At 35.6% G+C, this 23,924-nt stretch carries 25 protein-coding genes, 1 pseudogene and 1 riboswitch; of the genes and pseudogenes, 13 read left to right on the top strand and 13 right to left on the bottom strand.

All coding sequences use genetic code 11. The annotated features are described in order from the left end of the window. Positions 1–439: 439 nt before the first annotated feature. The gene (locus tag ACIGHG_RS23105; RefSeq protein ID WP_396550750.1) at positions 440–796 is read right to left on the bottom strand and encodes a YxeA family protein; all 357 of its coding nucleotides are present in this window, start codon (positions 794–796) and stop codon (positions 440–442) included. 230 nt (positions 797–1,026) lie between these two features. Here ACIGHG_RS23105 and ACIGHG_RS23100 point away from each other — a divergent pair, with 230 nt between their 5' ends. Beyond that, positions 1,027–1,131 (top strand): DUF3948 family protein, encoded by a 105-nt coding sequence (locus tag ACIGHG_RS23100; RefSeq protein WP_396550728.1) that lies wholly within the window; start codon positions 1,027–1,029, stop codon positions 1,129–1,131. 249 nt (positions 1,132–1,380) lie between these two features. Here ACIGHG_RS23100 and ACIGHG_RS23095 read toward each other — a convergent pair whose 3' ends face one another. Next, a complete protein-coding gene (locus ACIGHG_RS23095) occupies positions 1,381–1,992 on the bottom strand; it encodes a lysophospholipid acyltransferase family protein (RefSeq protein WP_336473909.1) in 612 nt (203 codons plus the stop codon). 320 nt (positions 1,993–2,312) lie between these two features. Between ACIGHG_RS23095 and ACIGHG_RS23090 the strand changes: the two genes are divergently transcribed. Further along, entirely contained in the window at positions 2,313–2,414 is a 102-nt protein-coding gene (locus ACIGHG_RS23090) for a DUF3948 family protein (RefSeq protein WP_090917216.1), read from the top strand. A 63-nt stretch (positions 2,415–2,477) separates the two neighbouring features. Here ACIGHG_RS23090 and ACIGHG_RS23085 read toward each other — a convergent pair whose 3' ends face one another. After that, positions 2,478–3,407: a substrate-binding domain-containing protein gene (locus ACIGHG_RS23085; RefSeq protein ID WP_396550726.1), complete on the bottom strand. Its 930-nt coding sequence runs from the start codon at positions 3,405–3,407 to the stop codon at positions 2,478–2,480. A gap of 165 nt (positions 3,408–3,572) precedes the next feature. On the opposite strand from ACIGHG_RS23085, the gene modA reads away from it, so the two are divergent. From modA to ACIGHG_RS23070, 3 genes are all read left to right on the top strand, one after another. Beyond that, on the top strand, positions 3,573–4,373 hold the full coding sequence (modA, locus tag ACIGHG_RS23080; RefSeq protein WP_396550724.1) for a molybdate ABC transporter substrate-binding protein: 801 nt from the start codon (positions 3,573–3,575) through the stop codon (positions 4,371–4,373). Positions 4,374–4,381: 8 nt separating this feature from the next. Further along, a complete protein-coding gene (gene modB, locus ACIGHG_RS23075; RefSeq protein WP_396550722.1) occupies positions 4,382–5,056 on the top strand; it encodes a molybdate ABC transporter permease subunit in 675 nt (224 codons plus the stop codon). Positions 5,057–5,157: 101 nt separating this feature from the next. Further along, on the top strand, positions 5,158–5,646 hold the full coding sequence (locus ACIGHG_RS23070; protein WP_336473905.1) for an NUDIX hydrolase: 489 nt from the start codon (positions 5,158–5,160) through the stop codon (positions 5,644–5,646). Positions 5,647–5,669: 23 nt separating this feature from the next. Here ACIGHG_RS23070 and ACIGHG_RS23065 read toward each other — a convergent pair whose 3' ends face one another. Continuing rightward, the gene (locus ACIGHG_RS23065) at positions 5,670–6,212 is read right to left on the bottom strand and encodes a GNAT family N-acetyltransferase (protein WP_336473904.1); all 543 of its coding nucleotides are present in this window, start codon (positions 6,210–6,212) and stop codon (positions 5,670–5,672) included. 348 nt (positions 6,213–6,560) lie between these two features. Here ACIGHG_RS23065 and ACIGHG_RS23060 point away from each other — a divergent pair, with 348 nt between their 5' ends. The 3 genes from ACIGHG_RS23060 to ACIGHG_RS23050 all read left to right on the top strand — a co-directional run bounded on the left by ACIGHG_RS23060 (position 6,561) and on the right by ACIGHG_RS23050 (position 10,633). Further along, entirely contained in the window at positions 6,561–7,412 is an 852-nt protein-coding gene (locus tag ACIGHG_RS23060) for a GRP family sugar transporter (protein WP_336473903.1), read from the top strand. Between the two features lie 135 nt (positions 7,413–7,547). After that, complete coding sequence (proC, locus tag ACIGHG_RS23055; protein WP_396550719.1) at positions 7,548–8,363, top strand: pyrroline-5-carboxylate reductase; 816 nt, start codon at positions 7,548–7,550, stop codon at positions 8,361–8,363. A 371-nt stretch (positions 8,364–8,734) separates the two neighbouring features. After that, positions 8,735–8,840, top strand: a riboswitch (SAM riboswitch). 149 nt (positions 8,841–8,989) lie between these two features. Then, positions 8,990–10,633, top strand: a complete 1,644-nt coding sequence (locus tag ACIGHG_RS23050) for a peptide ABC transporter substrate-binding protein (RefSeq protein ID WP_396550717.1) — start codon at positions 8,990–8,992, stop codon at positions 10,631–10,633. A gap of 38 nt (positions 10,634–10,671) precedes the next feature. On the opposite strand, the gene ACIGHG_RS23045 is transcribed toward ACIGHG_RS23050, so the two are convergent. From ACIGHG_RS23045 to ACIGHG_RS23030, 4 genes are all read right to left on the bottom strand, one after another. Continuing rightward, positions 10,672–11,817 carry a YhgE/Pip domain-containing protein gene (locus ACIGHG_RS23045; protein ID WP_396550715.1) on the bottom strand — a complete coding sequence of 382 codons (1,146 nt, stop codon included), beginning with the start codon at positions 11,815–11,817 and terminating at the stop codon, positions 10,672–10,674. A gap of 53 nt (positions 11,818–11,870) precedes the next feature. Continuing rightward, positions 11,871–12,452 (bottom strand): TetR/AcrR family transcriptional regulator, encoded by a 582-nt coding sequence (locus ACIGHG_RS23040; protein ID WP_336473899.1) that lies wholly within the window; start codon positions 12,450–12,452, stop codon positions 11,871–11,873. 87 nt (positions 12,453–12,539) lie between these two features. Then, positions 12,540–13,070 (bottom strand): hypothetical protein, encoded by a 531-nt coding sequence (locus ACIGHG_RS23035; RefSeq protein WP_336473898.1) that lies wholly within the window; start codon positions 13,068–13,070, stop codon positions 12,540–12,542. 20 nt (positions 13,071–13,090) lie between these two features. Further along, positions 13,091–13,900: a helix-turn-helix transcriptional regulator gene (locus ACIGHG_RS23030; RefSeq protein WP_396550748.1), complete on the bottom strand. Its 810-nt coding sequence runs from the start codon at positions 13,898–13,900 to the stop codon at positions 13,091–13,093. A gap of 355 nt (positions 13,901–14,255) precedes the next feature. Here ACIGHG_RS23030 and ACIGHG_RS23025 point away from each other — a divergent pair, with 355 nt between their 5' ends. Beyond that, positions 14,256–14,717, top strand: coding sequence for a YusW family protein (locus ACIGHG_RS23025; RefSeq protein WP_336473897.1), 462 nt, complete (start codon positions 14,256–14,258; stop codon positions 14,715–14,717). A 163-nt stretch (positions 14,718–14,880) separates the two neighbouring features. Here ACIGHG_RS23025 and ACIGHG_RS23020 read toward each other — a convergent pair whose 3' ends face one another. Then, entirely contained in the window at positions 14,881–15,405 is a 525-nt protein-coding gene (locus ACIGHG_RS23020) for a hypothetical protein (protein WP_090917193.1), read from the bottom strand. 229 nt (positions 15,406–15,634) lie between these two features. On the opposite strand from ACIGHG_RS23020, the gene ACIGHG_RS23015 reads away from it, so the two are divergent. Next, positions 15,635–16,282 carry a glycosyltransferase gene (locus ACIGHG_RS23015; RefSeq protein WP_336473896.1) on the top strand — a complete coding sequence of 216 codons (648 nt, stop codon included), beginning with the start codon at positions 15,635–15,637 and terminating at the stop codon, positions 16,280–16,282. A 407-nt stretch (positions 16,283–16,689) separates the two neighbouring features. Here ACIGHG_RS23015 and dctP read toward each other — a convergent pair whose 3' ends face one another. The 3 genes from dctP to ACIGHG_RS23000 form a co-directional block, all read right to left on the bottom strand. Continuing rightward, complete coding sequence (gene dctP / locus ACIGHG_RS23010; protein WP_336473895.1) at positions 16,690–17,967, bottom strand: C4-dicarboxylate transporter DctP; 1,278 nt, start codon at positions 17,965–17,967, stop codon at positions 16,690–16,692. Positions 17,968–18,087: 120 nt separating this feature from the next. Next, positions 18,088–18,786 carry a response regulator gene (locus ACIGHG_RS23005; protein WP_336473894.1) on the bottom strand — a complete coding sequence of 233 codons (699 nt, stop codon included), beginning with the start codon at positions 18,784–18,786 and terminating at the stop codon, positions 18,088–18,090. Further along, positions 18,776–20,377 (bottom strand): ATP-binding protein, encoded by a 1,602-nt coding sequence (locus ACIGHG_RS23000; protein ID WP_396550710.1) that lies wholly within the window; start codon positions 20,375–20,377, stop codon positions 18,776–18,778. Before ACIGHG_RS23000 ends, ACIGHG_RS23005 begins: the two co-directional genes overlap by 11 nt. 233 nt (positions 20,378–20,610) lie before the next feature. On the opposite strand from ACIGHG_RS23000, the gene ACIGHG_RS22995 reads away from it, so the two are divergent. The 3 genes from ACIGHG_RS22995 (at position 20,611) to scfB (ending at position 23,686) form a co-directional block, all read left to right on the top strand. Continuing rightward, a complete protein-coding gene (locus ACIGHG_RS22995; protein ID WP_396550708.1) occupies positions 20,611–21,681 on the top strand; it encodes a TRAP transporter substrate-binding protein in 1,071 nt (356 codons plus the stop codon). Positions 21,682–22,014: 333 nt separating this feature from the next. Continuing rightward, positions 22,015–22,164, top strand: coding sequence for a six-cysteine ranthipeptide SCIFF (scfA, locus tag ACIGHG_RS22990; protein ID WP_081625642.1), 150 nt, complete (start codon positions 22,015–22,017; stop codon positions 22,162–22,164). A 130-nt stretch (positions 22,165–22,294) separates the two neighbouring features. Continuing rightward, positions 22,295–23,686, top strand: coding sequence for a thioether cross-link-forming SCIFF peptide maturase (gene scfB / locus ACIGHG_RS22985; protein WP_396550705.1), 1,392 nt, complete (start codon positions 22,295–22,297; stop codon positions 23,684–23,686). A gap of 67 nt (positions 23,687–23,753) precedes the next feature. Here the strand turns inward: scfB and ACIGHG_RS22980 are convergent. Continuing rightward, positions 23,754–23,924, bottom strand: a pseudogene (locus ACIGHG_RS22980) (undecaprenyl-diphosphatase); the annotation flags it as partial.

The raw sequence follows: 23,924 nt of genomic DNA, 5'->3' as shown, positions 1-23,924 counted from the left end.
CAATTAAGTTTGTGATTATATCAAAAATCCCAATACATACAATCGCAACACCAAAGTAGCTAAAACACTCTACTAACGGAACCTTAACTACTTCTTCTTTTTGCATTTCACTCGTCTCCCTTCTACAATCTCCCTAACTTTTATATCTATTTTCATTATGAGGGAAATATGACAAAAGAGCCATTGAATTTGCTTACGTAAACCTTACATTTTTGTAAGGTAGAAAAATAGTCCCATCCCTTTTGAGATGAGACTTACATATAGTTGGTTGTTAATCCTTTTCATCACATTATTGATTCAGACAGAAAGATGTATTTCATTCTTTCTATTTTTATTATAGATAATACTCGCTATCACAACTATCGAATTACATTACAGGTACCTTACAATATTGTAATAAGGTAAAACTTCCATTAAACAATGATAGAAGTCTTTCTTTTTATCGTATTGTTAAAAGCTTTCCTCTCGCATTTAACGGAATATCTTCTTTATCTATTTCAACTAATCTCTCAGCATAACGCCCTTTTGCAATGATTTCTAACGGTTCATTTTGTTTTAACATTTTCTGAACCGTTTTTGTAATCTTCTGTTCCCGTCCATCTTTATCGTATCCAACGAACTCATATTCATACCAGCCATCTCCAATATGTTGACCAATACCTTTTACGACTGTGTAATACGCTTTCGTTTGATAAAATGGATTATATTTATCAATTACTGGACCAAGCCTTGTTGGTAATAGTAAGACAACGATAGCAATACTAGCAAGTACCCCCAAAAATACACGTCTCCGTATTTTTTCCATTTTGGTTTCCTCCCTTGTATTTTATACGTAACCTTTCTTTCAGTTTAGAAAAAAAAGGATATGTATACCATTGAACTGCCTTACACTTCTCTTACAAAAATGTAAGCTTCCTGTAAGCTAATTCGATAGTTCAAACTCCCCTGATTTCGTACAATAAAGTCAGAAACGCGGTAAGTAAACAAACTGTTTCTATTACATTAAACAGGTAAGGAGAGATTATCATGGAAAACCAAATTACTTTTAATAAATTTGATTACGTTGGATTTGCTAGCGGTGCAGCTCTTCTTACAGCATTCATTTACGTTGCCGCAGTAATTCTTATATAATTTTGTGTCCCCTTTCCCCTTATATAGATAAATTTGAAAAGACGACCTTCTATGCCAGGTCGTCTTTTCCTATTACCATTATGCTGTTTTATCCCGCTATTCGCGGGCAGTAATACTTCCACCTCAAAATTCAGCGAAAGCATTGTCCAGTTCCAGTGGCTAGAATGTTCGGTGGGAGATAAACTGCTGGCATGCGCCCGATTGATGAGGGCTAATAATCAGTGGAGGATGAAGAAAACCTCCCACTGATTAAAGTTTCACTTTATCTTCTTGCAACGTTTCTTTTAACTGTGTAAACGTCTCATTTAATTTTTCTGTCATCAATTGCATCACTTCTTTACGATCCATCTGTGCTGACTGCTCCACTTGAATCGGGTCACCAAAAATTAATTGCGCTCTTTTTCCGCGAAACAATTCTTTTAAACTGTTAGGCCCAACGTATGCAGCCGGAACTAACGGAACATTAGAACGAAAGGCAATTGTAACAGCACCAGCTTTCAATGAAGTCGCTTCGGCAGATCTCGTTCCGCTCGGAAAAATCCCAACAACCTTTCCTTCTTTTAATAACCTAGATGGAATTTTCAGCGTACTCGGCCCTGGATTTTCACGATCAACCGGAAACGCATTTACCCCCTTAAAAAACCAATTTCCAAATTTACTTTGAAACAATTCCTTTTTCGCCATGTAGTAAATTTTCGTTGGTAACATTCCCGTTGCTAACATGACAACATCCATCCAGCTTGTATGGGTACAAGCTACAACATATGCTCCGCTTTGCGGTAATTTTTCTTTTCCATATACCTCCACTTTCCCAAATGTTTTAAATATATATTTCAACACCCTTACAATGAATGTATACATTCGATCTGTTCCCTTCTACAATTTAATTTTTTATAACTGTATTTATTTTTAATTATAACACTAAGTATTAATAGTTGGTAATAAAAATAAGTGACAATTTTTAAAATATTTCCCTTACAAAACTGTAATCCTACTGTAAGCTAATTCGATAGTTACTTCCTTACACCTGTCATATACTTAAAACAGAAACAGGGCAACAAAAACACATCGAAAAGGCACTCACATAATAAACACAATTGCAACTACAATGCGGCTCGTGTTATCCCCCCTTATCGATGAAAAAGTTGTTGCTGCTATTACATAAGTAAGGAGAGATAACTATGAACAACATTACTTTTAACAAATTTGATTACATGGGACTTATAGGCGGTGCGGCTCTTCTTACAGCAGTTGTTTACGCACTCGCACATGTCCTTGCATGAAAGTGCACTTCCCCCCTTTATATAAATAAAAAGTGCTGCTTGTAATCTTACAAGCAGCACTTTTTAATTTGTTTCATATATAATTTGACCTGTTTTACTTATATCATAACCACCAATAGCACGCAGTTCGTTTTGAAATTCAGAAGACTGTACTACCGAATTTACTGTTTCAATTAACTCTATATTCTCTTCTGTTTTTAAAATTACCAAATCATAGCGTTCTTGTATAAGTGGAACAAAATCTACATTTACAATTTGCGCTACTTTTTCTGTTCCTACTCCTACATCAGCTTTTCCATTTGCAACTTGAGAAGCAACACCAATATGATTTGATTCTTCCCAATCATAGCCACAAATGTCCGTTTTCGATATTCCATTTATACGCAATTGTTCATCGACAAGAACACGAATACCAGATCCTCTTTCTCTATTTACAAATTGAATGGATGGATTACATAAATCATTCCATGTCTTTATCTGTTTCGGATTTCCTTTTTGCACATAAAAACCTGATGTTCTTGATAATAAATTCATAACAATACAAGGCTGTCCAACTAAAATTCGTTTTACATACGGAAGGTTGTATTCTCCCGTATCCCCATCGAACAAATGAAGACTAACAATGTCTCCTTTTCCTTGATACATCTGAACCAAACTTGTTAAACTCCCTTGATATGCCCGCAGCATATTAGAAGCTTTCAAACGGCTCTCTACATGTTTCGTTAACATATCTAAAGATAAATCTTGTCCACTGATAATACAAGAATCAGATTTACTTAGCGGGTTCATTACTTGCATAGATGAAGAAACTACCTGTACTTTTCCTGTTTTCATCTCTGTAATATATTGCTCTAAATCACTTGCATCAACACGCATTTGCCTACCAACTCGATAAGAGGGCAATTCACCTTTTTTAATTAAATCATACACTGTTAATTTCGATACTTTTAACCGCTTCGCTACTTCTTCTGTTGTGTAGGAATGATGATCCATAAACCGATTCCTCGCTTTCTGCCTTCATTGTAACAAAAATAACAGTTTTGCTTCTATTTATTTTTACTATCGTGAGAAAAATCACAACACAACTAATTATAACTATTTATAATTAAATATATTTAGTTATAATTAAACTAGGGATAAAAGAAGGGAGAAATGAAAATGAACAAGTACATATTTCGCGTTACTTGCAGTATTTTACTCACACTACTTCTCGTAATCAGTACGGGGTGTACAAGCACAAATAAACAAGAAAAAACAACAGCTAAAGAAGAAAAGGTTGAACTTACCATTTCTGCAGCAGCTAGCTTACAAGATGCACTAAAAGAAATTCAAACACAATATGAGAAAAAAGAACAAAATATAAAGCTCTCATTTAACTTCGACGGTTCTGGCAAGCTTCAACAGCAAATTGAACAAGGAGCTCCTGTTGACTTATTCTTCTCTGCCGCAGAAGATAAATTTCAAACACTCGTAACGAAAGGACTTATTGATCAGAAAGAAGGGAAAAATCTACTCGGCAATGAGCTAGTATTAGTTGTTCCTAAAGATAGTAATCTAAAAGATTTTCAATCGTTAAAAGATGAGCAAGTAACAAAAATCGCACTAGGTACACCTGAATCTGTTCCAGCTGGAAAATACGCAAAAGAGGCGCTTACTCATTTAAATCTTTGGAACGACATTCAAAATAAAGTTGTATACACAAAAGATGTGCGCCAAGTATTAACATACGTAGAAACAGGAAACGTTAATGCAGGGATTGTTTATAAAACAGACGCCCTTATTTCAAAGAAAGTAAAAATTGCTACTACAGCACAGGCGAATTCACACGAACCAATCCGCTATCCATTAGGTATCGTAAAAGCAACGAAACATAAAAAAGAGGCAACTGCTTTTTATGAATATTTACAGTCTAAAGACGCTATAGCCATCTTTAAAAAATATGGTTTTACAGTGCTGTAATTGTAACTATGATATTTGATACATTTTGGTCACCTATCATTCTTTCACTAAAAGTTGCTGCACTTTCTACGATCATTGTGATGGTGTTCGGAACGATAATTGGCCGTGTTTTAGCTCGATCCTCGAAGCGCTATAAAATTTTATTAGAAACCATTTTTCTATTACCGATGGTACTGCCGCCCACTGTAATTGGATTTTTTCTCATTATCATCTTTGGAAAAAACAGTCCCATCGGTCAGTGGATCGAAACTTTGTTTCAACAATCGATTATGTTTACATCTTGGGCTGCTGTAATTGCTGCAACTGTAGTTGCATTTCCGCTTATGTACCAATCAGCAAAAACGGGTTTTATCATTGCCAATGAACAAATTGAAGACGGAGCTAGAGACCTTGGAGCAAATGAATTACAAGTGTTCTTACATGTAACATTACCGCTCGCGTTCCCTTCTCTACTTGGTGGAATGATTTTAAGTTTCGTCCGCGCCCTAGGGGAATTCGGTGCGACGCTTATGTTTGCTGGTAATATTCCCGGTAAAACACAAACTATTCCAACTGCAATTTACATGGCAATTGATGCAAGTAACATGCCGCTTGCCTGGGCACTCGTTCTTACAACAGTCGGTATGTCAATTGTCTTTTTATTACTCATTCAATTTATCAATAAAAAGGTAACTTCTTTCTAGCAGTAGCTTTCGACAAAGCTACTGCTTTTTATATTATTTCCCGCGAAATGAAATGAAAATTAGATGTTTATGTAGAATTATAGAAAATAAGGGGGAATTATATGTATAACCAAACACTTTGTTTTATTCGAAACGACGATGAAATACTAATGCTAAATCGAGAAAAAGCACCGCTGCAAGGCTTGTGGAATGGCGTTGGTGGTAAAATGATAGAAACAGAAACGCCAATGGCATGCATTCTACGTGAGATTGAAGAAGAAACAGGACTACATTTAACAGAGCAAGAAGTCATCTATAAAGGAACATTATCATGGACAATCGACAATACAAATTCCGGTGGATTATACCTGTTTACCGCTAATCTCCCAGCTCATATTTCTTATTACACGCCAAAAAAAGTAGCTGAAGGTATTTTAGATTGGAAGCATATTTCTTGGATTTTATCTAAAGAAAATAGAGGGATAAACTCTTTAACAAAGCACTTTTTACCCTCGGTTTTACAAGAAGAAGGCGTATATGACCATACTTCTGTTTTCCACAATAATCAGCTTGTGCACTACGAACAAAAGGAACATGTAAATGCAAAATAGCCTCTTTAGCGGAGGCTATTTTGCTATATATTTCGGCAGTACCTGCAAGATACAGCCGATTCTTCTTCTGTACTTCCTTGACTCGGACGTTCAGATTGTTTTACAAATCCTTTTGCTTCATAAAAGGGAATTCCTTTTTCATTCCCCTCGGCAACCGACACCCACTGCTCTACAATTCCTTTTTCTTTTTGAATTTCTGTAAAATAATCTACTAACAATGTCCCAATTCCTTCTCTTCTTCGATTCGGATCTAAATATAGGACAAAGATTTCTCCACACTTTTCACCCGTTGTGCCTCCACCAATTGCTCCAACAACTTTCTCGTTTTCCAATGCGACAAACCATCCATACCAATTTTCGTTATTCGTCAGTACTTCTTTATGAATACGCTCATGATTATAGTATTCTTCAATGACACAATCGATATATTCCTGGCTATGCAAACCTTCATATGTCGCTAACCATCCATCTGTACAAATCTTGGCAATCCCTTCGATATGAATTGTATCTGCTCTTACTACTTGAATCTTATTTGTTTTCTGTTCTTGCACTACATAATCTTTCACACCCTACATCCCCTTTATATTCTATTTCCCCCTACTACACTAATTTAAATGGATAAAAAATCCAAATTGTTATGATTTATTATATCTTCAAATTTCCACATAAACTATTACAATTTTCATATTCATAGAAATATACATTCTATTTGAATTTACTTTCTAAAGGAGACTCTTTCCTGTTATTATATGAAGGTGCCAAAAAAGGAGATATGAAAACGCGTTTATATAATGACTGCGTTCTCCTTATAAACATCACTACTTCATCGTTTTAACGATCACTTCTTAAGTGGAAAATTACCAATCATTAGAACTACATATATTTTATTGCTATAACAAGAAAGGAGTCTTGTAATGGACATTTTATTAGCACTTCTTCCTGCATTAGCATGGGGAAACGTTTTATTAGTAAGTGTAAAAATGGGTGGCGGTGCATATAGCCAAACGGTCGGTATGACAATTGGTGCTCTATTCTTCGCAACAATTATGTATGCATTTACAACACCGGCACTATCTTTAACTATATTAATTGTTGGCTTTATTTCTGGTTTATTTTGGGCTTTAGGACAAGTCAATCAATTAAAAACTGTTCAAACAATAGGCGTCTCAACAACTGTTACCATTTCAACAGGTATGCAGCTTGTAGCTACTTCTATCTTTGGGGTCATTGCCTTTCACGAGTGGACAACTACTACTACAATTATTATGGGAACGATTGCAATTCTTTTCATCGTAATCGGTGTTGTATTTACTTCTTTAGATGATAAAGAAAATGCACAACCACCAGGACAATTGAAAAAAGGGTTACTCACTCTAATTGTTTCAACTTTCGGTTATTTTGGGTATGTAATTATTATTCGTTGGTACAACATTGATGGCTGGGCGGCTATTTTACCGCAAGCAGTTGGTATGTTTGTTGGAGCAGTTATACTGACATTTAAGCATAAGCCATTTAACAAATATGCAATTCGTAATATCGTATCTGGTCTACTTTGGGGAACAGGAAACTTATTCTTACTTCTTTCCTTACCACGAGTTGGCGTTGCAACAAGCTTCTCATTATCTCAAACAGGGATTGTCATCTCAACGTTTGGTGCAATTGTCTTCTTAGGTGAAAAGAAAACAAAACGTCAAATGGTATTTATCGCGCTTGGTAGTGCTTTAATTATTGGCGGGGCTGTTCTACTTGGTTTGGCAAAAGCTTAATGATATATCCTAGTTTCGGAAATGCTATTTTCTGAAACTAGGATTTTTTTGTATACAAGCCTTTTCTTTTTACAATTCTCTTTTATCAATGTTATCGTTTTAGCAATACATTTCCTACAGGAAGGATCAAAAAATATGCAAAAGAAACAAAGAGTGCTGTTTATTGGTGCAGGTTGTATGGCTGAAGCCCTTTTTGCCGGGCTTCTTCATACAAGTAAAGAACACATTGCTGAGATTGTCGTATCCAATCAACGAAATCAAGAAAGGCTTACAGAGTTGCGTGAAAAGTATGCTGTTTCTACAACAACAGATTGGAAACAATATGCGGCAGATGTTGATGTTATCGTCTTAGCAATGCCTCCAGAAGCACATGAACAACTGTTAACTGAACTCTCTCCACTTGTCAGCAATCAGTTTATTGTAACAGTTGCAGCTGGTATTGGACCTTCTTATTTAGAATCAAAGCTTCCTAAAGGTGCTGCCGTTGCTTGGATTATGCCAAATACAGCTGCTACAATCGGGAAATCCATTTCTTTATACACAGCAGGCTCTTTTGTAAGCAAAGGACATCTTGAAATTTTGCAAATGCTCGTAAAAGGTATTGGAGACGCACAATTATGTACAGAAGAAGAAATTCATCAACTAACAGCTGTCACAGGAAGCGCCCCTGCCTTTCTCTACTATTTTGCCGAGAGCTTAATTGAAGCAACAAAACGGTATGGTATCGATGAGATAACTGCAAAGCATCTCGTAATTAAAATGATTACGGGGTCTGCTTCTATGCTAGAAAGTGAAAACAATCCTGCTATGCTTCGTGAACAAGTGACAACACCCGGCGGCGCAACTGCAGCAGGTTTGAAAGTATTATATGAAAATAATTTTATGAACATGATACAAGAGGCAATTGAAGCAACAAATAAAAAAGCTAGTGGAAAAACAATTCAATTGTAAAACAAGACTGAGGCTAACTCAGATCATTTTAATTTTTCGACATATAAGTCGCTGCTATGCAAAATACAACATGAGCTGTACTCGCTTGCTCCCTTTATTTTAAACCTGGCATGTGGCAGGAAAAGGCCCTAACCGCTTCTATACACGGCCAGACGCTCTTGTCCACCCCTAAAAAGAAATAGGTTTTTATGTCGTTTTTTTACTTGGATATATATATAAGGTCATCAAGCAAATGTTTGATGACCTTCCGTTCTGATTAAACTTAAAATTCAAAATATTAATATTCTAATTGACAGTTCTTTTATCTCAGTGCTAATATTTTGAATAATCAAAGCAACACAAAATTTAATACTTATTTATTATGTTTACTCATTGTATCCAGAGAGGTGGAGGGACTGGCCCTGTGAAACCTCGGCAACAGGTTCGCTTGCGAATACTGTGCCACTTCCTGCAAGCAGTTAGCTTGAAAGATAGAATGAGGGACTTTGTTTATAAATGTGCGCACATTTATAACATTTAAATCCCTCTTTTTCTATACGAAAAGAGGGATTTTTTATTTCCCTCATAATTGTTGGCCAACAAAACATGAAAACAAAGTAGACAAACAATTTAGGGAGGAACAAAACATGAAAAAGAAATTTTTACCTGCTGTCGTATCTGTTTTAGGAGCAAGCTTATTATTAACAGGATGCGGTAGCTATAATAAAGATAACGCGAACGATGCAAAAGCAAAAGATAAAGCACCTGATAAACAAGTACTTAACTTAGCATCTCCTACTGAAATTCGTACGATGGATACGGCACGTGCAACAGATACCGATTCTGGGCAAGTGATGAGAAACGTATTTGAAGGCTTATATAACCTTGGAGAAGGAAACAAACCTGTTCCTGGTGTCGCGAAATCGCATGATGTTAATGCAGATAAAACAAAATATACGTTTCATTTACGAGATTCAAAATGGTCCAATGGAACACCTGTTACAGCGAAAGACTTCGTATTCGCTTGGCAACGTGCTGTTGATCCTGCAACAGCTTCTGAATATGCTTTCTTATTCTTTGACATAAAAAATGCGCAAAAGATTAACAATAAAGAGCTTTCGCTTGATCAACTAGGTGTAAAAGCAATTGATGATAAAACATTGGAAGTAGAGTTAGACCGCCCTGTGCCTTACTTTATTAGCTTAACGGCGTTCCCAACATTCCTGCCTGTTAACGAAGAATTCTTTAAATCACAAGGCAAGAAGTACGCCTTAGAGTCTAACGCATTAATTTATAATGGGGCCTTTACATTAGAAAATTGGAAACATGAACAAAGCTTCCAATTTAAGAAAAATCCAAACTATTGGGATAAAGATGTTGTAAAATTAGAAGAAATTAATTTTAATATCGTGAAAGAGAAATCAACAGAGGTAAACCTATACGAATCTAAACAACTTGACCGTGTTGTTTTAACATCTGATTTAGTTGATAAATACCGTAAAGATTCTAATTTTAAAGAACGACCAGCTGTCGGCGTACAATTTTTACGCATGAACCAACAAAATAAAGTACTACAAAACATTAATGCTCGCCAAGCTATTGATAAAACAATCGATAAAAAAGCTTTTGTAAATGTTCTATTGAATGATGGCTCTCTTCCTGCCTACTCGCTTATTCCAAAAAACTTTGCAAAAGGACCGAACGGAAAAGACTTCCGCGCTGAAAATGGTGACTTAACAAAAGAAAGTCCAAAAGAGGCTCAAAAATTATGGAAACAAGCAAAACAAGAACTTGGACCAGATAAAATTACACTAGAACTTTTAACAAGCGATACGGATTTATCAAAGAAAACAGGAGCGTATTTAAAAGAGCAACTTGAGAAAAACTTAGAAGGATTAACAGTTACATTAAAACCACAGCCTCGTAAGCAACAAGTAACTTTATTATTACAAGGCAATTATGAAATTGGTATCGATGGCTGGAGTCCAGACTTTGCTGATCCAATTACATTCTTAGAATTGTTCACAACCGGTAATCCATACAACTTAGATCATTATTCTAATAAGGAATTTGATGATTTAATCAAAAAAGTAAAAACAGATCTCGCTGGTAATGAAAAAGCACGCTGGGAAGCTTTAAAACAAACAGAAAAAATCTTATTTAAAGATGCGGTAATCTCACCTCTATATCAAAACGGAAAATCTTATTTACAGCGCTCTTATGTAAAAGGTGTCGTTGAGGTTGATTTTGCAGGTCCATTAAACTTTAAATGGGCAAGAATTGAAAAGTAATATACAAAAGGTATCCCTTTCAAAGGATACCTTTTTCTTTATGCTTCATTCCCTTTTATTACAGTTTGATTTTTCTTCAATGAGATAGATATTTTATATCCGATTACAGCAATTATTTGAGTCACCGCAATAATCATGCATAAAAACATGATATTTTTTGTTAGATTCTCTCCTCCAAATATAATTGTATAATATCCATCTGCTGCATATGTGGCAGGAAGTAAATTTCCAATTGTTTGATACGTATGTGATAGCATCACATGCGGTACCATCACACCAGCGCTCACAAGCTGTAAAGATAACGTAAGAATATTAAATAGCATCCCCGCATTTCCAAATAAATTAAGAAACATTTGCGTTAAGGAAAGAAAAGCAAAAAAGACAATGGTTTGAAACAACCAAACCGTAAATATCGGTTCCTGTATTGGAATCTGAAAGAACTTCATCAAAACAATTGTAATAATTGCCAATACTACAGCAACAGCCATATTAATAAGTTTCCTTGAAAAGAAATTCCCCAAACCTCTTTCAACAAGTTGCGATACTTTATATAACTCCATGCTCATAATCATCGCTCCTACAAATGAAGCTAACACGATCATAAGCGGTACCATGTTGACAGAAAATCCTTTCGCATCATTTACTTTATGAATCGTAAATCCAACTGAGTCTTCAGTTAAGCCTTTTATTGCTTCTACACTTCCTGGTCCCATGGCTTGTAATTTTCCAGCAACTGCTTGCTGCTTATAATTTGATATTTCTTTATTTACATTGTCACGAACTTGTTTCGCAACTCCTTCCATCATCTGCTTTGCCATCATAGCGTTTGCTTGGTTAATATGAAAGATTAAATCTGTTTTTCCTTTTTCACTTACATCCTTTGAAAAAGAAGTCGGAATTTCAATAATCATATCGTATGCATGTGCATTCATTTCTTCTTTTGCTTCTTCCATAGATTTTTCTTTTGTTACTTGAAAAGGTAAGTTCTTCTGTAAACCTTCTGTTACTTTACTTCCCATGTTCGTATCCTGATTCACAATAGCAATGTGCATTTGATCCGCTCTTTCATTTACTCCATCATACGCTGTCAGCCAAACGCAAAAGAAAATAAGTTGAAACGCTAACGCTACTACACCCCCTACATACGTACCCGGTATTTTTAAAAATTGTTTTAATGTATTCATCTTCTCACCCTTCCGCAAGCAAGTGCATGCTTGCATTTAATTTTAAATAAATACTAGGGTCTTAATGCCCTAGCATATAAGGTTATATTATTTTCAATAAAATTTTCATCATTTATCTCTATAAGTCGATTTTCAAAACGTAATTTAGATAGAAAATAACCAAAATTAATCCATATAAAGTTCATGACTTGTGCTTCAATATTTGTATGAATAATTTTCCCGTCTTGCTGCATCTTTTCAAAATAAATCATCAATTCTTCTTTTAGGCCTTTTGGTATCTTAGCGATTTCATCATCTAATTCAGGAAATTCACCTGTTTCACGTATACCAATAGAAATCATGTCTTTCACTTCATTCAAAAATTTATGATAATGCCTTGCTAAATTCTTCAAATCCGTTTCTAATTCCCACACAATTTCTGTTTGTAAAAACTGTTTTAAATGCGGTACGTATGAAAATTCATAAACGGCTGCTTCAATGATACCCTTTTTGTTTTTGAAATTACGAAATATTGTTACTTCATTGACGCCAGCACGCATTGCGATTTCTTTCGTTGTTGCTGATTTATATCCTCTTTCTTTCACTAACTCAATTGTTGCTTGAATAATTTTCTCTGCTGTCTTTGAGCGCGCCATATAATCCTCTCTTTCCAATGCAAGTGATCACTTACATTTAGATTATATAACTTTTCTAATTATTGTCAATCTGTTATTTGTAAATACTTAAGAACGATACTCGTATAAACAACCAAGAAACTGGAATACAGTTAATATAGAACTAAATAAAAGTATGACTAGCAGACTCATATGTAAAGATGGCTGAAAAATAGTAATTGCTCCCCAAACACTTATACTAAACAGGAAAAATTGAGCAATGACTCCCGTTGGTTTCAACCATATCCTTGTTTTTTGTTTTGTAATCTTCACTAAAAATCCGATAACTGAAAATAAGGTTAATGCAATAAATGCTAGCCACCTTCCATAAGCAACATCATAAGGTTCAATTTGACCCGGGCATATGAAATGAATAATACGAAATAATAGAATACCAATACCGATACAAATAATTAATCCAAGTAAACATTCTATACTAGCCTTAAATAGAGATTTTAAAATTGGCTTGTTTTTCCCTATTACTTCTAATATTTCACTCAACACGCCAAGTATAAATAGTGCAAAAAACCATATAAAGAAGTAAAAAGGGGTTTCTAATTTCAATAATTCTGATATTGAGTAGAATAACATTTTCCACATGTGTTCTTTCTCACCCTTTCTTATTCTTCTATGTCTTCAAGCTGCAAATTCGTAGGTTCTTCAGAAAGAGTATCATAAAAATTTTCCGCTAAGTCCGTTGACGGCACCTTTTCATCGACTTCATCCAATCGAAAACTATCCGCCCATATGCAGCCTTCTCCTGATAATAAAATGCCAAATGCAATTCCGAGCGCCTCTTCTTTTATATCCAGCACAACTGAATAAGGCTCCCAGTTTTTCGTATTTTTAATTGGACGATTTTGCATATTATCCATAGCTAATGGCTCTGTATCTTTTCCGTCCACACGCATCCACAGTCCTGCCCAATCTTTCACACTTTTACTTTTAATAAATGCCGTTAGGCGCAAACGCTTTCCCCTGTATTTATCTGCTTTAAACATTTGCATAAGCGTTGTGAATCCACCATGAGTAACATCTTCTTTCGCTTTTATATAAGCTGACACTTTTCCTTGATGAACAACCTCATAATCTAAGCCCATCTCATATTCTGCTGGATGGCTTCCGCTTAATACCCAGCCTTTCGGTAATCCTTTTTGCATTGAAACGCCCTCCCTTTCTATATAAAAAGCTTGGAAATATGTCCGATACCTTTTCGGTGGTAAGTGAAACATACCTTTAAACGCTCTCGTAAATGCTTCTTGTGAAGAAAACCCGTACTGCGCTGCATATGTTAATCGTCTCTTCCGAATGTATGAGTTGACGCTCATTCCAATATTATCTTGAAAAACCCGGTGAAAATGATACATAGACATAGCACAATAAGAAGCTACTTCTTCTAAAGTCAGTTCTTCCTCAATATGCTTTTCCATATAATCAATTGCACGTTTTAATAGATCACCATACCTCTGCACACTCATCATTCCTCCTTACATTTCCAATTTAACACAAATATTCTATCTATTTTTTGATTTAAATTGCGATATTTCTCTCTTCGACACATAGAAATTAGAAAACTTTTTCGTACTCATGCCGTTCCCTGCAATAACAGGTGTCTAGCAAAAAAGAAGTGATTGCTCCCAAAAGCATGACATTTGTCAGCCTTTTGGAACAACCACTTTTTCTTTATATTTCATTTTCTTATTATAAAAAATTATTCCTTTCCCTTACATAAAAAGATAAAAATTGGAAAAGCTTTTATTGAAAACTACTAAGGAGGCACACAAAATGAAAATTTTATTTTCAATCCTTTTAGCATTTATGCTATTACCTGCAATGACAGGGTGTACACCTAAAAAACAGGATACAACTACTAACAAGAAGACAACAGAAGAAACAAAAAAGGAAGTAAATCAAGATTTAAAACTAAGTTTTAATGAATTCGATTTAAGGGCAAATTATCAAGATACAAAGAAGGACTACGAAGCAGACTATAAACATAAAAAAGCAAATGAAAAACCAGAAGCAAAACTAGACGATAGTAAAACAAATGAAAAGTTGGCTGGAAATGAAGCAATGAATAAATTGGCTCCACTCTTACAGCAACTAAAATTTGATAAAGACACAAAAGATGAAGATGTCATAAATCAAGTAGTAGATATATTCCAACTAGATAAAGACTATGAAAAATTCGACTTAAAAGTTGTCTTTACAGATGGAACGAAAAAAGAATATAAAGTACCAAAGTAAAAAGCAAACTCTAAAAGTACACCTATATTTATCATGAAGATCCAAACAACTAAAAATAAAGTAGCCCTTTTAACTTTCGTCTAAAAGGGCTACTTTATAATTTTTTTTATTTTTCATTAAAACATTTTTTATGAAATAAAAATAACTTTGTTTAAAAACAAAGTTATTTCGCTGATTTCTCTTCTTTTTTAAACCGGTCATAATAGTTAACGGCTGTAGACAGGTGTACCTCAATATCGCGAATGAATGAAGAATTTTCTTCTTTCGCTACTCGTTCTAATTTTTTCATCGCTTGTTCTGTTTCGTTTAAAAAACCTGCGTATAATTCATTTTCTCTTTCTTTTGACTTTGGAACCCGAATTTCTTTACGCACATTCTCAATATCTGCTAACGTATTATCCGTTAACTTTTGGACCTCTTCTTTAAATCTCGGAAGTTTCATTGCCTTTCCAGATTTCTCTTCCGCTTCTTTCCAAAGCTTCATAGCCTCATTTACTTCTTTATTAATTTTTTCTTCATACTGACTATGTACAGATTGGTACACTTTCAGATCTTCGGGATTGTCTTCTTTATGATTTGTTTGTTCTACTTTTTCTTTCGTTTCTTGTTTTGTTTCTTTATTACTAGTACATCCTGTTAATAGTAATGCACTACTAAGCAGAATCGCACCCCAAGCTTTTTGCTTCATTTCAAACTGCTCCTTTTATTCACTGTATGTTTTCTATCATTATTATAACGATAACGAGTAAAAATTCACACGTATCTGCTCTCATTTATACTTACAGCCATATTCTGTTCACAATATCGTCACTTTATCCACTACATGCTAAAACGATTAAATTAACCAGAATAAAATGAACGAAATAATACAAACTAACAATGGAACATTTATGTAAATCAAAAAGGAGAAGATACCCATGAAAAAGCTACTCTTGAAACTCACACTGCTCGTTATGTCTTGTACTTTCCTCTTGTCACCAATAAAAGTAGGCGCAGAAGAAAACGTACGTATCCAAAATCCTTGTCCTAGCCAATCAGCAATACAACTGAAAGATGATTTAAGAAGACTTTGGATTGACCATACAATATGGACAAGGAATTATATTATAAGCGCCTTAGCAGGGCTGAAAGATCAAGATAAGGTATTAGCAAGACTGTTAAAAAACCAAGATGATATCGGGAATGCAATAAAGCCATATTATGGGGAAGCAGCTGGTAATAAACTTACCAAACTATTAAGAGAACATATTCTCCTTGCAGGAAAAGTAGTAGTTGCAGCAAAAAGCGGTAATCAAGCAAATTTAAAAAAGTTTAACAAACAGTGGTATAAAAATGCCGATGATATCGCTCAGTTTCTTAGCAGCGCCAATCCAAATTGGTCAAATGATGCATTAAAAGACCTATTGTATACCCATTTAAAATTCGTTGCAGATGAAGCTGTAGCGAGAATTAAAAAAGATTGGGATGCAGATATTCTTGCTTTCGATAAAGGGGAAGACCATATTATTAAAATGGCCGACACACTTGCAGAAGGTATTATAAAGCAATTTCCAAATAAATTTTAATAGGAAAATCTCCTTCCTAAGTATGAAGGAGATTTACTTACAACATGACCTGTACTCGCTTTCTCCCTTTGTTTTAAACTTCGCATGTGGCAGAAAAAGGCCCTGACCGCTTATATGCACGGCCAGATGCTCTCGTCCTCCCCTGAAATGTCGTTTTTTACTTATGTATATAGCAAAGAATTCTCTCCATGAAACACTACTAAAAAATACGTCTACAGATTGTGTTTCAGAATTCCAGTCTAATATTAAAAATGGGGCATTTCATGTAATGATGTTGTGACTGGTGAGGTCTTACTTCCCCAAAATAACAGGTTAAAAAACTATCCACCTATTCTAGTGGATAGTTCCTTTTCCCATCAAACTCTTCATTCCTTTGAAAACAAATGATCCTTCTTACTACTTATGCATTATACAGCTTCCTTCGCCTCTGTTAATGCTTTTGTACCAGAAAGGGCTTCTGCATGCTTTGCTTCATCAAATTCATTTTCACTCTTTGCGACAACGATTGTCGCAATCCCATTTCCAATTAAGTTTACAATGGCTCTTCCTTCACTCATAAAGCGATCGACTCCAAGAAGTAACGCTAATCCTTCTAAAGGAATAACCTTTAACGCAGCTAACGTCGAAGCTAATACAATAAATCCACTTCCTGTGACGCCTGCCGCACCTTTAGACGTTAACATAAGCACTAAAATAATGGTAACTTGCTGCCCAATTGTTAGATCAATACCAAATACTTGCGCTAAAAAGACAACTGCCATGGATAAATAAATAGACGTACCATCAAGATTAAAGGAATAACCTGTTGGAATAACAAGACCAACAACAGATTTTGAACATCCAAATTGCTCCATCTTATTCATCATTCTTGGCAGTACAGATTCAGAAGAACTTGTTCCTAATACAATTAATATCTCATCTCGAATAAACTTTAAATAATTCCATAAACTGAATCCATACATCTTACAAATAATATTTAAAACTACAAAAACGAATAAGAACATCGTTATATATACTGACATCATTAATTTTCCAAGTGGTACAAGCGACGCAAGTCCAAAGTGACCAATTGTATATGCCATGGCACCAAATGCCCCGATCGGTGCAGCTTTCATTACATAGCCAATAATTTTAAAGAATACGTGTGAAAGTTTGTCTAAGAAATCAATTACTGAGTTTCCTTTTTCTCCAAGAGCCGCCAACCCTACACCAAATAAAATCGAAAAGAATAATACTTGTAAAATATCACCTTTCGCAAACGCATCAACCATATTAGACGGAACGATATGGGTTACAAACTCAATCCAGTTCATGCCATGTCCACCGTTTTGGGTATACTTTGATACGTCTCCTTTTGCAAGTTCATTAAAGTTAAGGCCTTCTCCTGGCTTCATAACATTTACAACAACTAAACCAACAATAAGGGCAAATGTCGTTACTACCTCAAAATAAATAAGAGCTTTTCCACCGACCTTGCCAACCTTTTTCATATCTCCCATTTTGGCAATACCGAGTACAATTGTTAAGAAAATAATCGGTGCAATTACCATTTTTACAGCATTGATAAAAGTGTCACCTAAAGGCTTCATTTCTTTACCAACACTTGGCCAAAGTATTCCAACTAACACCCCAAGTACAATAGCCGTTAATACTTGAAAGGTTAAATTTTTAAAAAGTCGTTTCACCTTTCTTCTCCCCTTTGATTTTTCTAAATTTTCTATCTGTTAGTTTCTAACATAATGATAGCGTTTACATCAAAAAGAGAGAAGTTTATGGTCATAACGGATATTTTGTTCATTTTGGTCTTAACTTTTTGTTTCTCGAAACACATAACGATTAATCGGTCTTCCAACTCCGCCATACTGAACTGCCAAATGAATAACACCTCTTTTTTCTAAATAGTCTAAGTAACGACGAGCCGTCACTCTAGCTATCCCAATGGCACGCGCCACATCTTCAGCGGAGCGGGGTTCTTCTTGCTGTTTTACATACGTTACAATTTCATTTAGTGTAAACTCGTTCAAACCTTTTGGTAAATTACTCACCGTCCTCTCAGAGCGCCCAGAATATAATAATAAATCCAGCTGCTCCTGTGAAATAGACCCAGAGTCTCTCAAACTTATTCTATATTGGCGATACTTCTCTAATGCTTGCTGAATGCGGTGCAACTTAAAAGGTTTAATAATATAATCTATTGCTCCATTTTGCAGCATGAGTTTAATTGTTTCCCTATCTTTAGCAGCAGAAACAACAATTACATCCGTTTCTAATTGTTGTTTTCGAAATTCCTGCAATACCTGAATACCATCCTTTTTAGGCATAAAGATGTCCAAAATAACAAGATCTGGCTTCATTTTTTTAACAAAGCTAATCCCCTCCTCACCATTGCTGGCGATAGCGATTACTTGAAATCCTTTTACACTTTTTATAAACTCCTTATTTACTTCCTGAACCATTGGATCATCTTCTATTAACACTACTTTAAATTCCTCTTTATACGCCATACAATTCCGCCTCCATCTCCATTGGAAAAGTAATGATAAAGCTAGTTCCTTCACCTTCAAAAGATGAAATTCGAATTTCTCCTCTCCCCTTCTCAACAATTTGTTTTACTAGAAAAAGACCATAACCTGTCCCATCACGTTTATTTACAGTAAAGCCTTTCTCATATAACCTTGGTAAATATTCTTCTTTTATCCCGCATCCATTATCTTCGATTAATATTGCACACACGTCCTCTGACTGCTCAATACTAATATCAATTCTTTTATTGGTGACCTCAATTCGTTCAAATGATCCAAATGCATTTTCTATTAAGTTCCCTAATAATACAACGAAATCATGTTGATCTACTTGGTACGGAAATGCCTCCAAATAACTATTTTGATCAATACTCACTTGAATTCCAAGCTCTTTCCCTCTACTTACTTTACTTAAAAGAAGCCCTGCAACGGCATCATTTTTAATGGTCTCATTTAAATAATTAGTTACACTCTCCTGCTCCTCTGAAGTGTTATAAGCAAGTTGTAATGCCTTATCAGCTTTACCGAGCTGAATTAGTCCTGCTATTGTATGAAGTTTATTCATATGCTCATGACTTTGTACACGCAGTGCTTCAACAAAGTTCTTCACTCCAGTTAATTCTTCCGCAAGCTTTGTTACCTCTGTACGATCTTGGAAAATTGCCACCGCTCCAATTAATTCATTATCTTTCTTAATAGGTATACGGTTACTTAAAATGACCTTTCCGCTTACTTTTATTTCTTCATTGTATACTGCTTGATTTTTCTCCACGATTTCCGGAAGCCTTGTATCCTGTAATATTTTACGAATAGGCTGTCCGACAACATCTCCAGTTACATGAAAAACTTGCTTCGCTTTCTCATTAAAAACCGTAATCATTTCTTGATTATCGATCGCAATCACTCCCTCATTCATTGAATGAAAGGTTGCTGTTCTTTCTTCAAGTATTCTTTTAATCTCATAGGGCTCTAACTGAAACATCTGTTTTTTTATATGATTAGCGAGCATTAATGATCCTATCAATCCAAGTATTAAAGTTAAGATAACTATAAAAAGAATTTCTCCTCTTAATTCGCTCATAATCTCAAAAAAGTTTGGTATTTTATTTCCAACAACAACAACACCAATTTGGTTTAAATTTTGATCTTTAATGGGCATAAAAGCACGAATAACAGTACCTATTTCTCCCTTTGCTTTTGAAAAATAAATATGCTCTGCAAATGCTGCTTTTTCATCTGCTCCTTTCGAACGTTTTCCAATCATCTCCTTCACGGGATGCGAATACCGAACTCGTTCCATATTCATGACAACAATATAATCTGTTTCATTAATGACTCTAATATTTTCAATAACAGAATTTAATGTAACCCATCCATTTGTTTCTTGAAGGGACTTCTTTACATCTGACATTTCCGCTACCGTTCGCGCTGTATTCATAGATCTAATTCTTAATTCTTTTTCTTCTTTTTGTTGAATATTTGCGACTATAATCCCTCCACCAATCATGAGGGAAACGATAACAACTGCATAAGAAAGAATCGTAATCTTCCAACGGATTGGTAAATTCCTCACACTTGGCCCTCCTCTCCCCTAAAAGCATCTTTACGAATAGAAATCTTCTCGGTATGCTTACAATAAAGTGAAACTTCCATCAGTGACGCATTTCTCACTGATGGTTAGTTAAACCAATCGGGCTTTTACGGGCAGTTTTCCCCCACCTAACTTCCTTGCTTCTCTCTGAATCTTGAGGTGGGGGCTTTACTGCCCGTTAATAGCGGGATAACAACTTCAAAAGGAGAACGACGATGAAAAAAGCAGCTACTTTTATACTCCTTTTTACCACTTTCATTGCAAGCGCTTTACTTATTAATTATCAGAGGCATTCTCCTCAAAATGAACTCTCATATGACGATGACCAAGAAGGACTAAAAGACCAGATCGTCTTTAAATTTAGCCATGTTGTTGCAGAAAACACACCGAAAGGACTTGCTGCCAACAAATTTGCGGAACTCGTGAATGAAAAATCAAATGGTAAAATAAAAATAGAGGTCTTTCCTAACGGAAGTTTATATTCTGATATAGAAGAATTTCGTGCTTTAAAATCTGGACAAGTACAAATGATTGCTCCTTCCACATCAAACCTTGGAACGTTCTCCCCTGAATGGGGTGTACTTGATTTGCCATTTGCTTTTTCAAATTATGAAGCCTTACAAGAAGGCTTAAACGGAAAAATTGGGGAACAATTACTTCAATCCTTACAAAAAGATGGAATACAAGGGCTTGCCCACTGGTCCAACGGCTTTAAACAAATTACTTCAAACAAAGGACCCATTTATACACCAAAAGATATACAAGGACAATCTTTTCGCATTATGCAAAGTAATGTCATCCAATCCCAATTCGATTTATTAAAAGTTAACGCGCATCAAGATTCATTTAATTCTACATATCAATTAATTGAATCAGGAAAAGTTGACGGTGAAGAAAATACCATTTCAAATATCTACTCTAAAAAATTCTATAACGTTCAAAACTATTTGACAATTAGTAACCATGGATATTTAGGATATGTTGTCATGATGAATCAAAAAACTTGGAACCAGCAAACCCCAAAAACGAAGCAAATATTAACGGAAGCAATGGAAGAAGCTACCGCTTGGAATAATCAACAAGCCGAGCAAATAAATAAAGAACAACTTGAACTTATTAAACAAAATTCATCGATTCAAATTCATGAACTAAACAATGAACAACGAAAAGATTGGGAAACAGCACTATTACCCATATATGATAAACTTGCGCCTACGATTGGAGAAGATTTGGTAGAAGAGTTGAAAGAATTACAAAGGAAGTATCGCGCACAAGCACCCCAATAGCAAAACCTATGAAATAAAAAAATCCGTCCGTTCTTAAGATCATAAACGGGCGGATTTACTATTATAATAGAGAATCCCAAATCATAATTATATGAGATAGTTTCAAACTCTCAAGACCCTTCACATCGCGATGAAAAAAAGAAGACGCACAATCAAGTGGATTTTCCGCAGTATCAAAACACCACGAATGATTGACGGAAATCAAAGGTGTTGTTAAAATTATTACTGGAATTAATGTGAAATTACTCACAAAGTATAGTTTTAAATGTGAAAACATTCACAAATATTGAGCTTGTTTCTTAAAAAAATATTTTTAAAAAGGAGTTATACGCTATGAAAAGAATCGTAACACTAAGCACTCGTAAACTGATGGATACGGTAAAACATGGTGGATGTGGTGCATGCCAAACATCTTGCCAATCAGCTTGCAAAACGTCTTGCGGAGTTGCAAATCAAAAGTGTGAAAACACAATGAACAGATAGAAAACAAAAAACGGACCGCCCAACTGCTTTCCAGATGGGCGGCCATTTTTATCCCGTATTAACAGGCAGTAAAAGAAGCCCTATTGACGGAAGTTTTACTTTATAGATAAAAGGAGCTTGATTATCAAGTATGATTCATCAATATAAACTAAACGGATACAACATCGTACTCGATACCTACAGTGGATCGGTACATGTTGTCGACGATCTCACCTATGGAATCATCGCGCTTTATGAGACTACTTCTGCGGAAGAAATCGTAACAATGATGCTAGAAAAATACGCATGTGATTCCGCTATCTCTGAGAAGGACATTCGAGAAACAATCGCAGATCTCGAAGAGTTGAAAAATGATGGGCAACTCTTTACTGAGGATGAATATAAAGACCTTTCAATTGATTTAAGAAATCGCCAAACTTATGTAAAGGCCCTCTGCCTCAATGTCGCACATACATGTAACCTGTCATGTGAATACTGCTTCGCCAGCCAAGGAAAATACAATGGAAGCAGAGCGATTATGAGCTATGAGGTTGGCAAAAGAGCTATTGATTACTTATTGGAAAACTCCGGTCACCACCGAAACCTCGACGTCGATTTCTTCGGCGGAGAACCGCTCATGGCCTGGAAAGTTGTTAAACAGATTGTCACTTACGCAAGAAGCAAAGAAAAAGAGTACAAAAAAACTTTCCGCTTCACCTTCACTACAAATGGCATGCTCTTAAACGATGAGGTCACCGATTTCTTGAATAAGGAAATGTACAATGTCGTATTAAGCCTTGATGGTAGAAAAGAAGTCCACGATCACCTGCGTAAAACAGTAACTGGAAAAGGAAGCTACGATTATATCGTTCCAAAGTTCCAAGAATTCGTCGAAAAGCGTGGAGATCAAGAATACTATGTGCGTGGAACCTACACTCGCAACAACGTCGACTTCACCAATGACATTTTTCATATCGCAGATCTCGGTTTCGACAAACTCTCGATGGAACCGGTCATCTGTGATCCCCGGGAACCATACGCACTGACCGAGGAGGACCTCCCTGAGATTTACAACCAGTATGAAATTCTCGCCAAGGAAATGCTAAAGCGTGGGGAAGAAGGCAATGGCTTCACCTTCTACCATTACATGCTTGATCTTTCTGAAGGCCCTTGCATTCAAAAGAGAATTTCCGGATGCGGCTCAGGAACCGAATATCTCGCTGTCACACCATGGGGCGAGCTCTTCCCTTGCCACCAATTCGTCGGGGACCAAGAATACAGTATGGGAAACATCTGGGATGGAATCACAAGACAAGAGACGCAGTGCCAATTTAAAGAAAGCAATTGCTATTCAAAGCCAGAATGTCAGGATTGCTGGGCGAAGCTTTACTGCAGTGGCGGTTGCCCTGCCAACGCACTGCATGCAACCGGCTCCATCAATGGAATCTACGATTTCAGTTGTGACATCTTCCGTAAGAGAGTCGAATGTTCCATGATGGTTAAAGTGGCTGAATCTATGAGAGCTATGAAAAAAGCTGAATAAGTACAACAATATACTAAGAGGCTGAGATTTATGCTCAGCCTCTTTAAAGGTTTTTATACTTGTATACTCAAAATCCCTTTGATTTGTTTTTGGATGGTAAAACATGTTTCTCTACTCTTTCATATAGAGTAAGCAATTGCTTCATAAAAGAAAATTTCGGTACTAACCAATACGAAAATAACGCTGAAGCACATCCTATTAAAGCCCCTATTGCAACATCAAAAGGATAATGAACCCC

Origin of the sequence: Bacillus sp. NPDC077411, from assembly GCF_044543425.1 — a bacterium.
Lineage (GTDB): Bacteria > Bacillota > Bacilli > Bacillales > Bacillaceae_G > Bacillus_A > Bacillus_A bruguierae.
The sequence above is the reverse complement of the archived record's forward strand: the minus strand, read 5'-3'. Positions and strand labels throughout refer to the sequence as shown.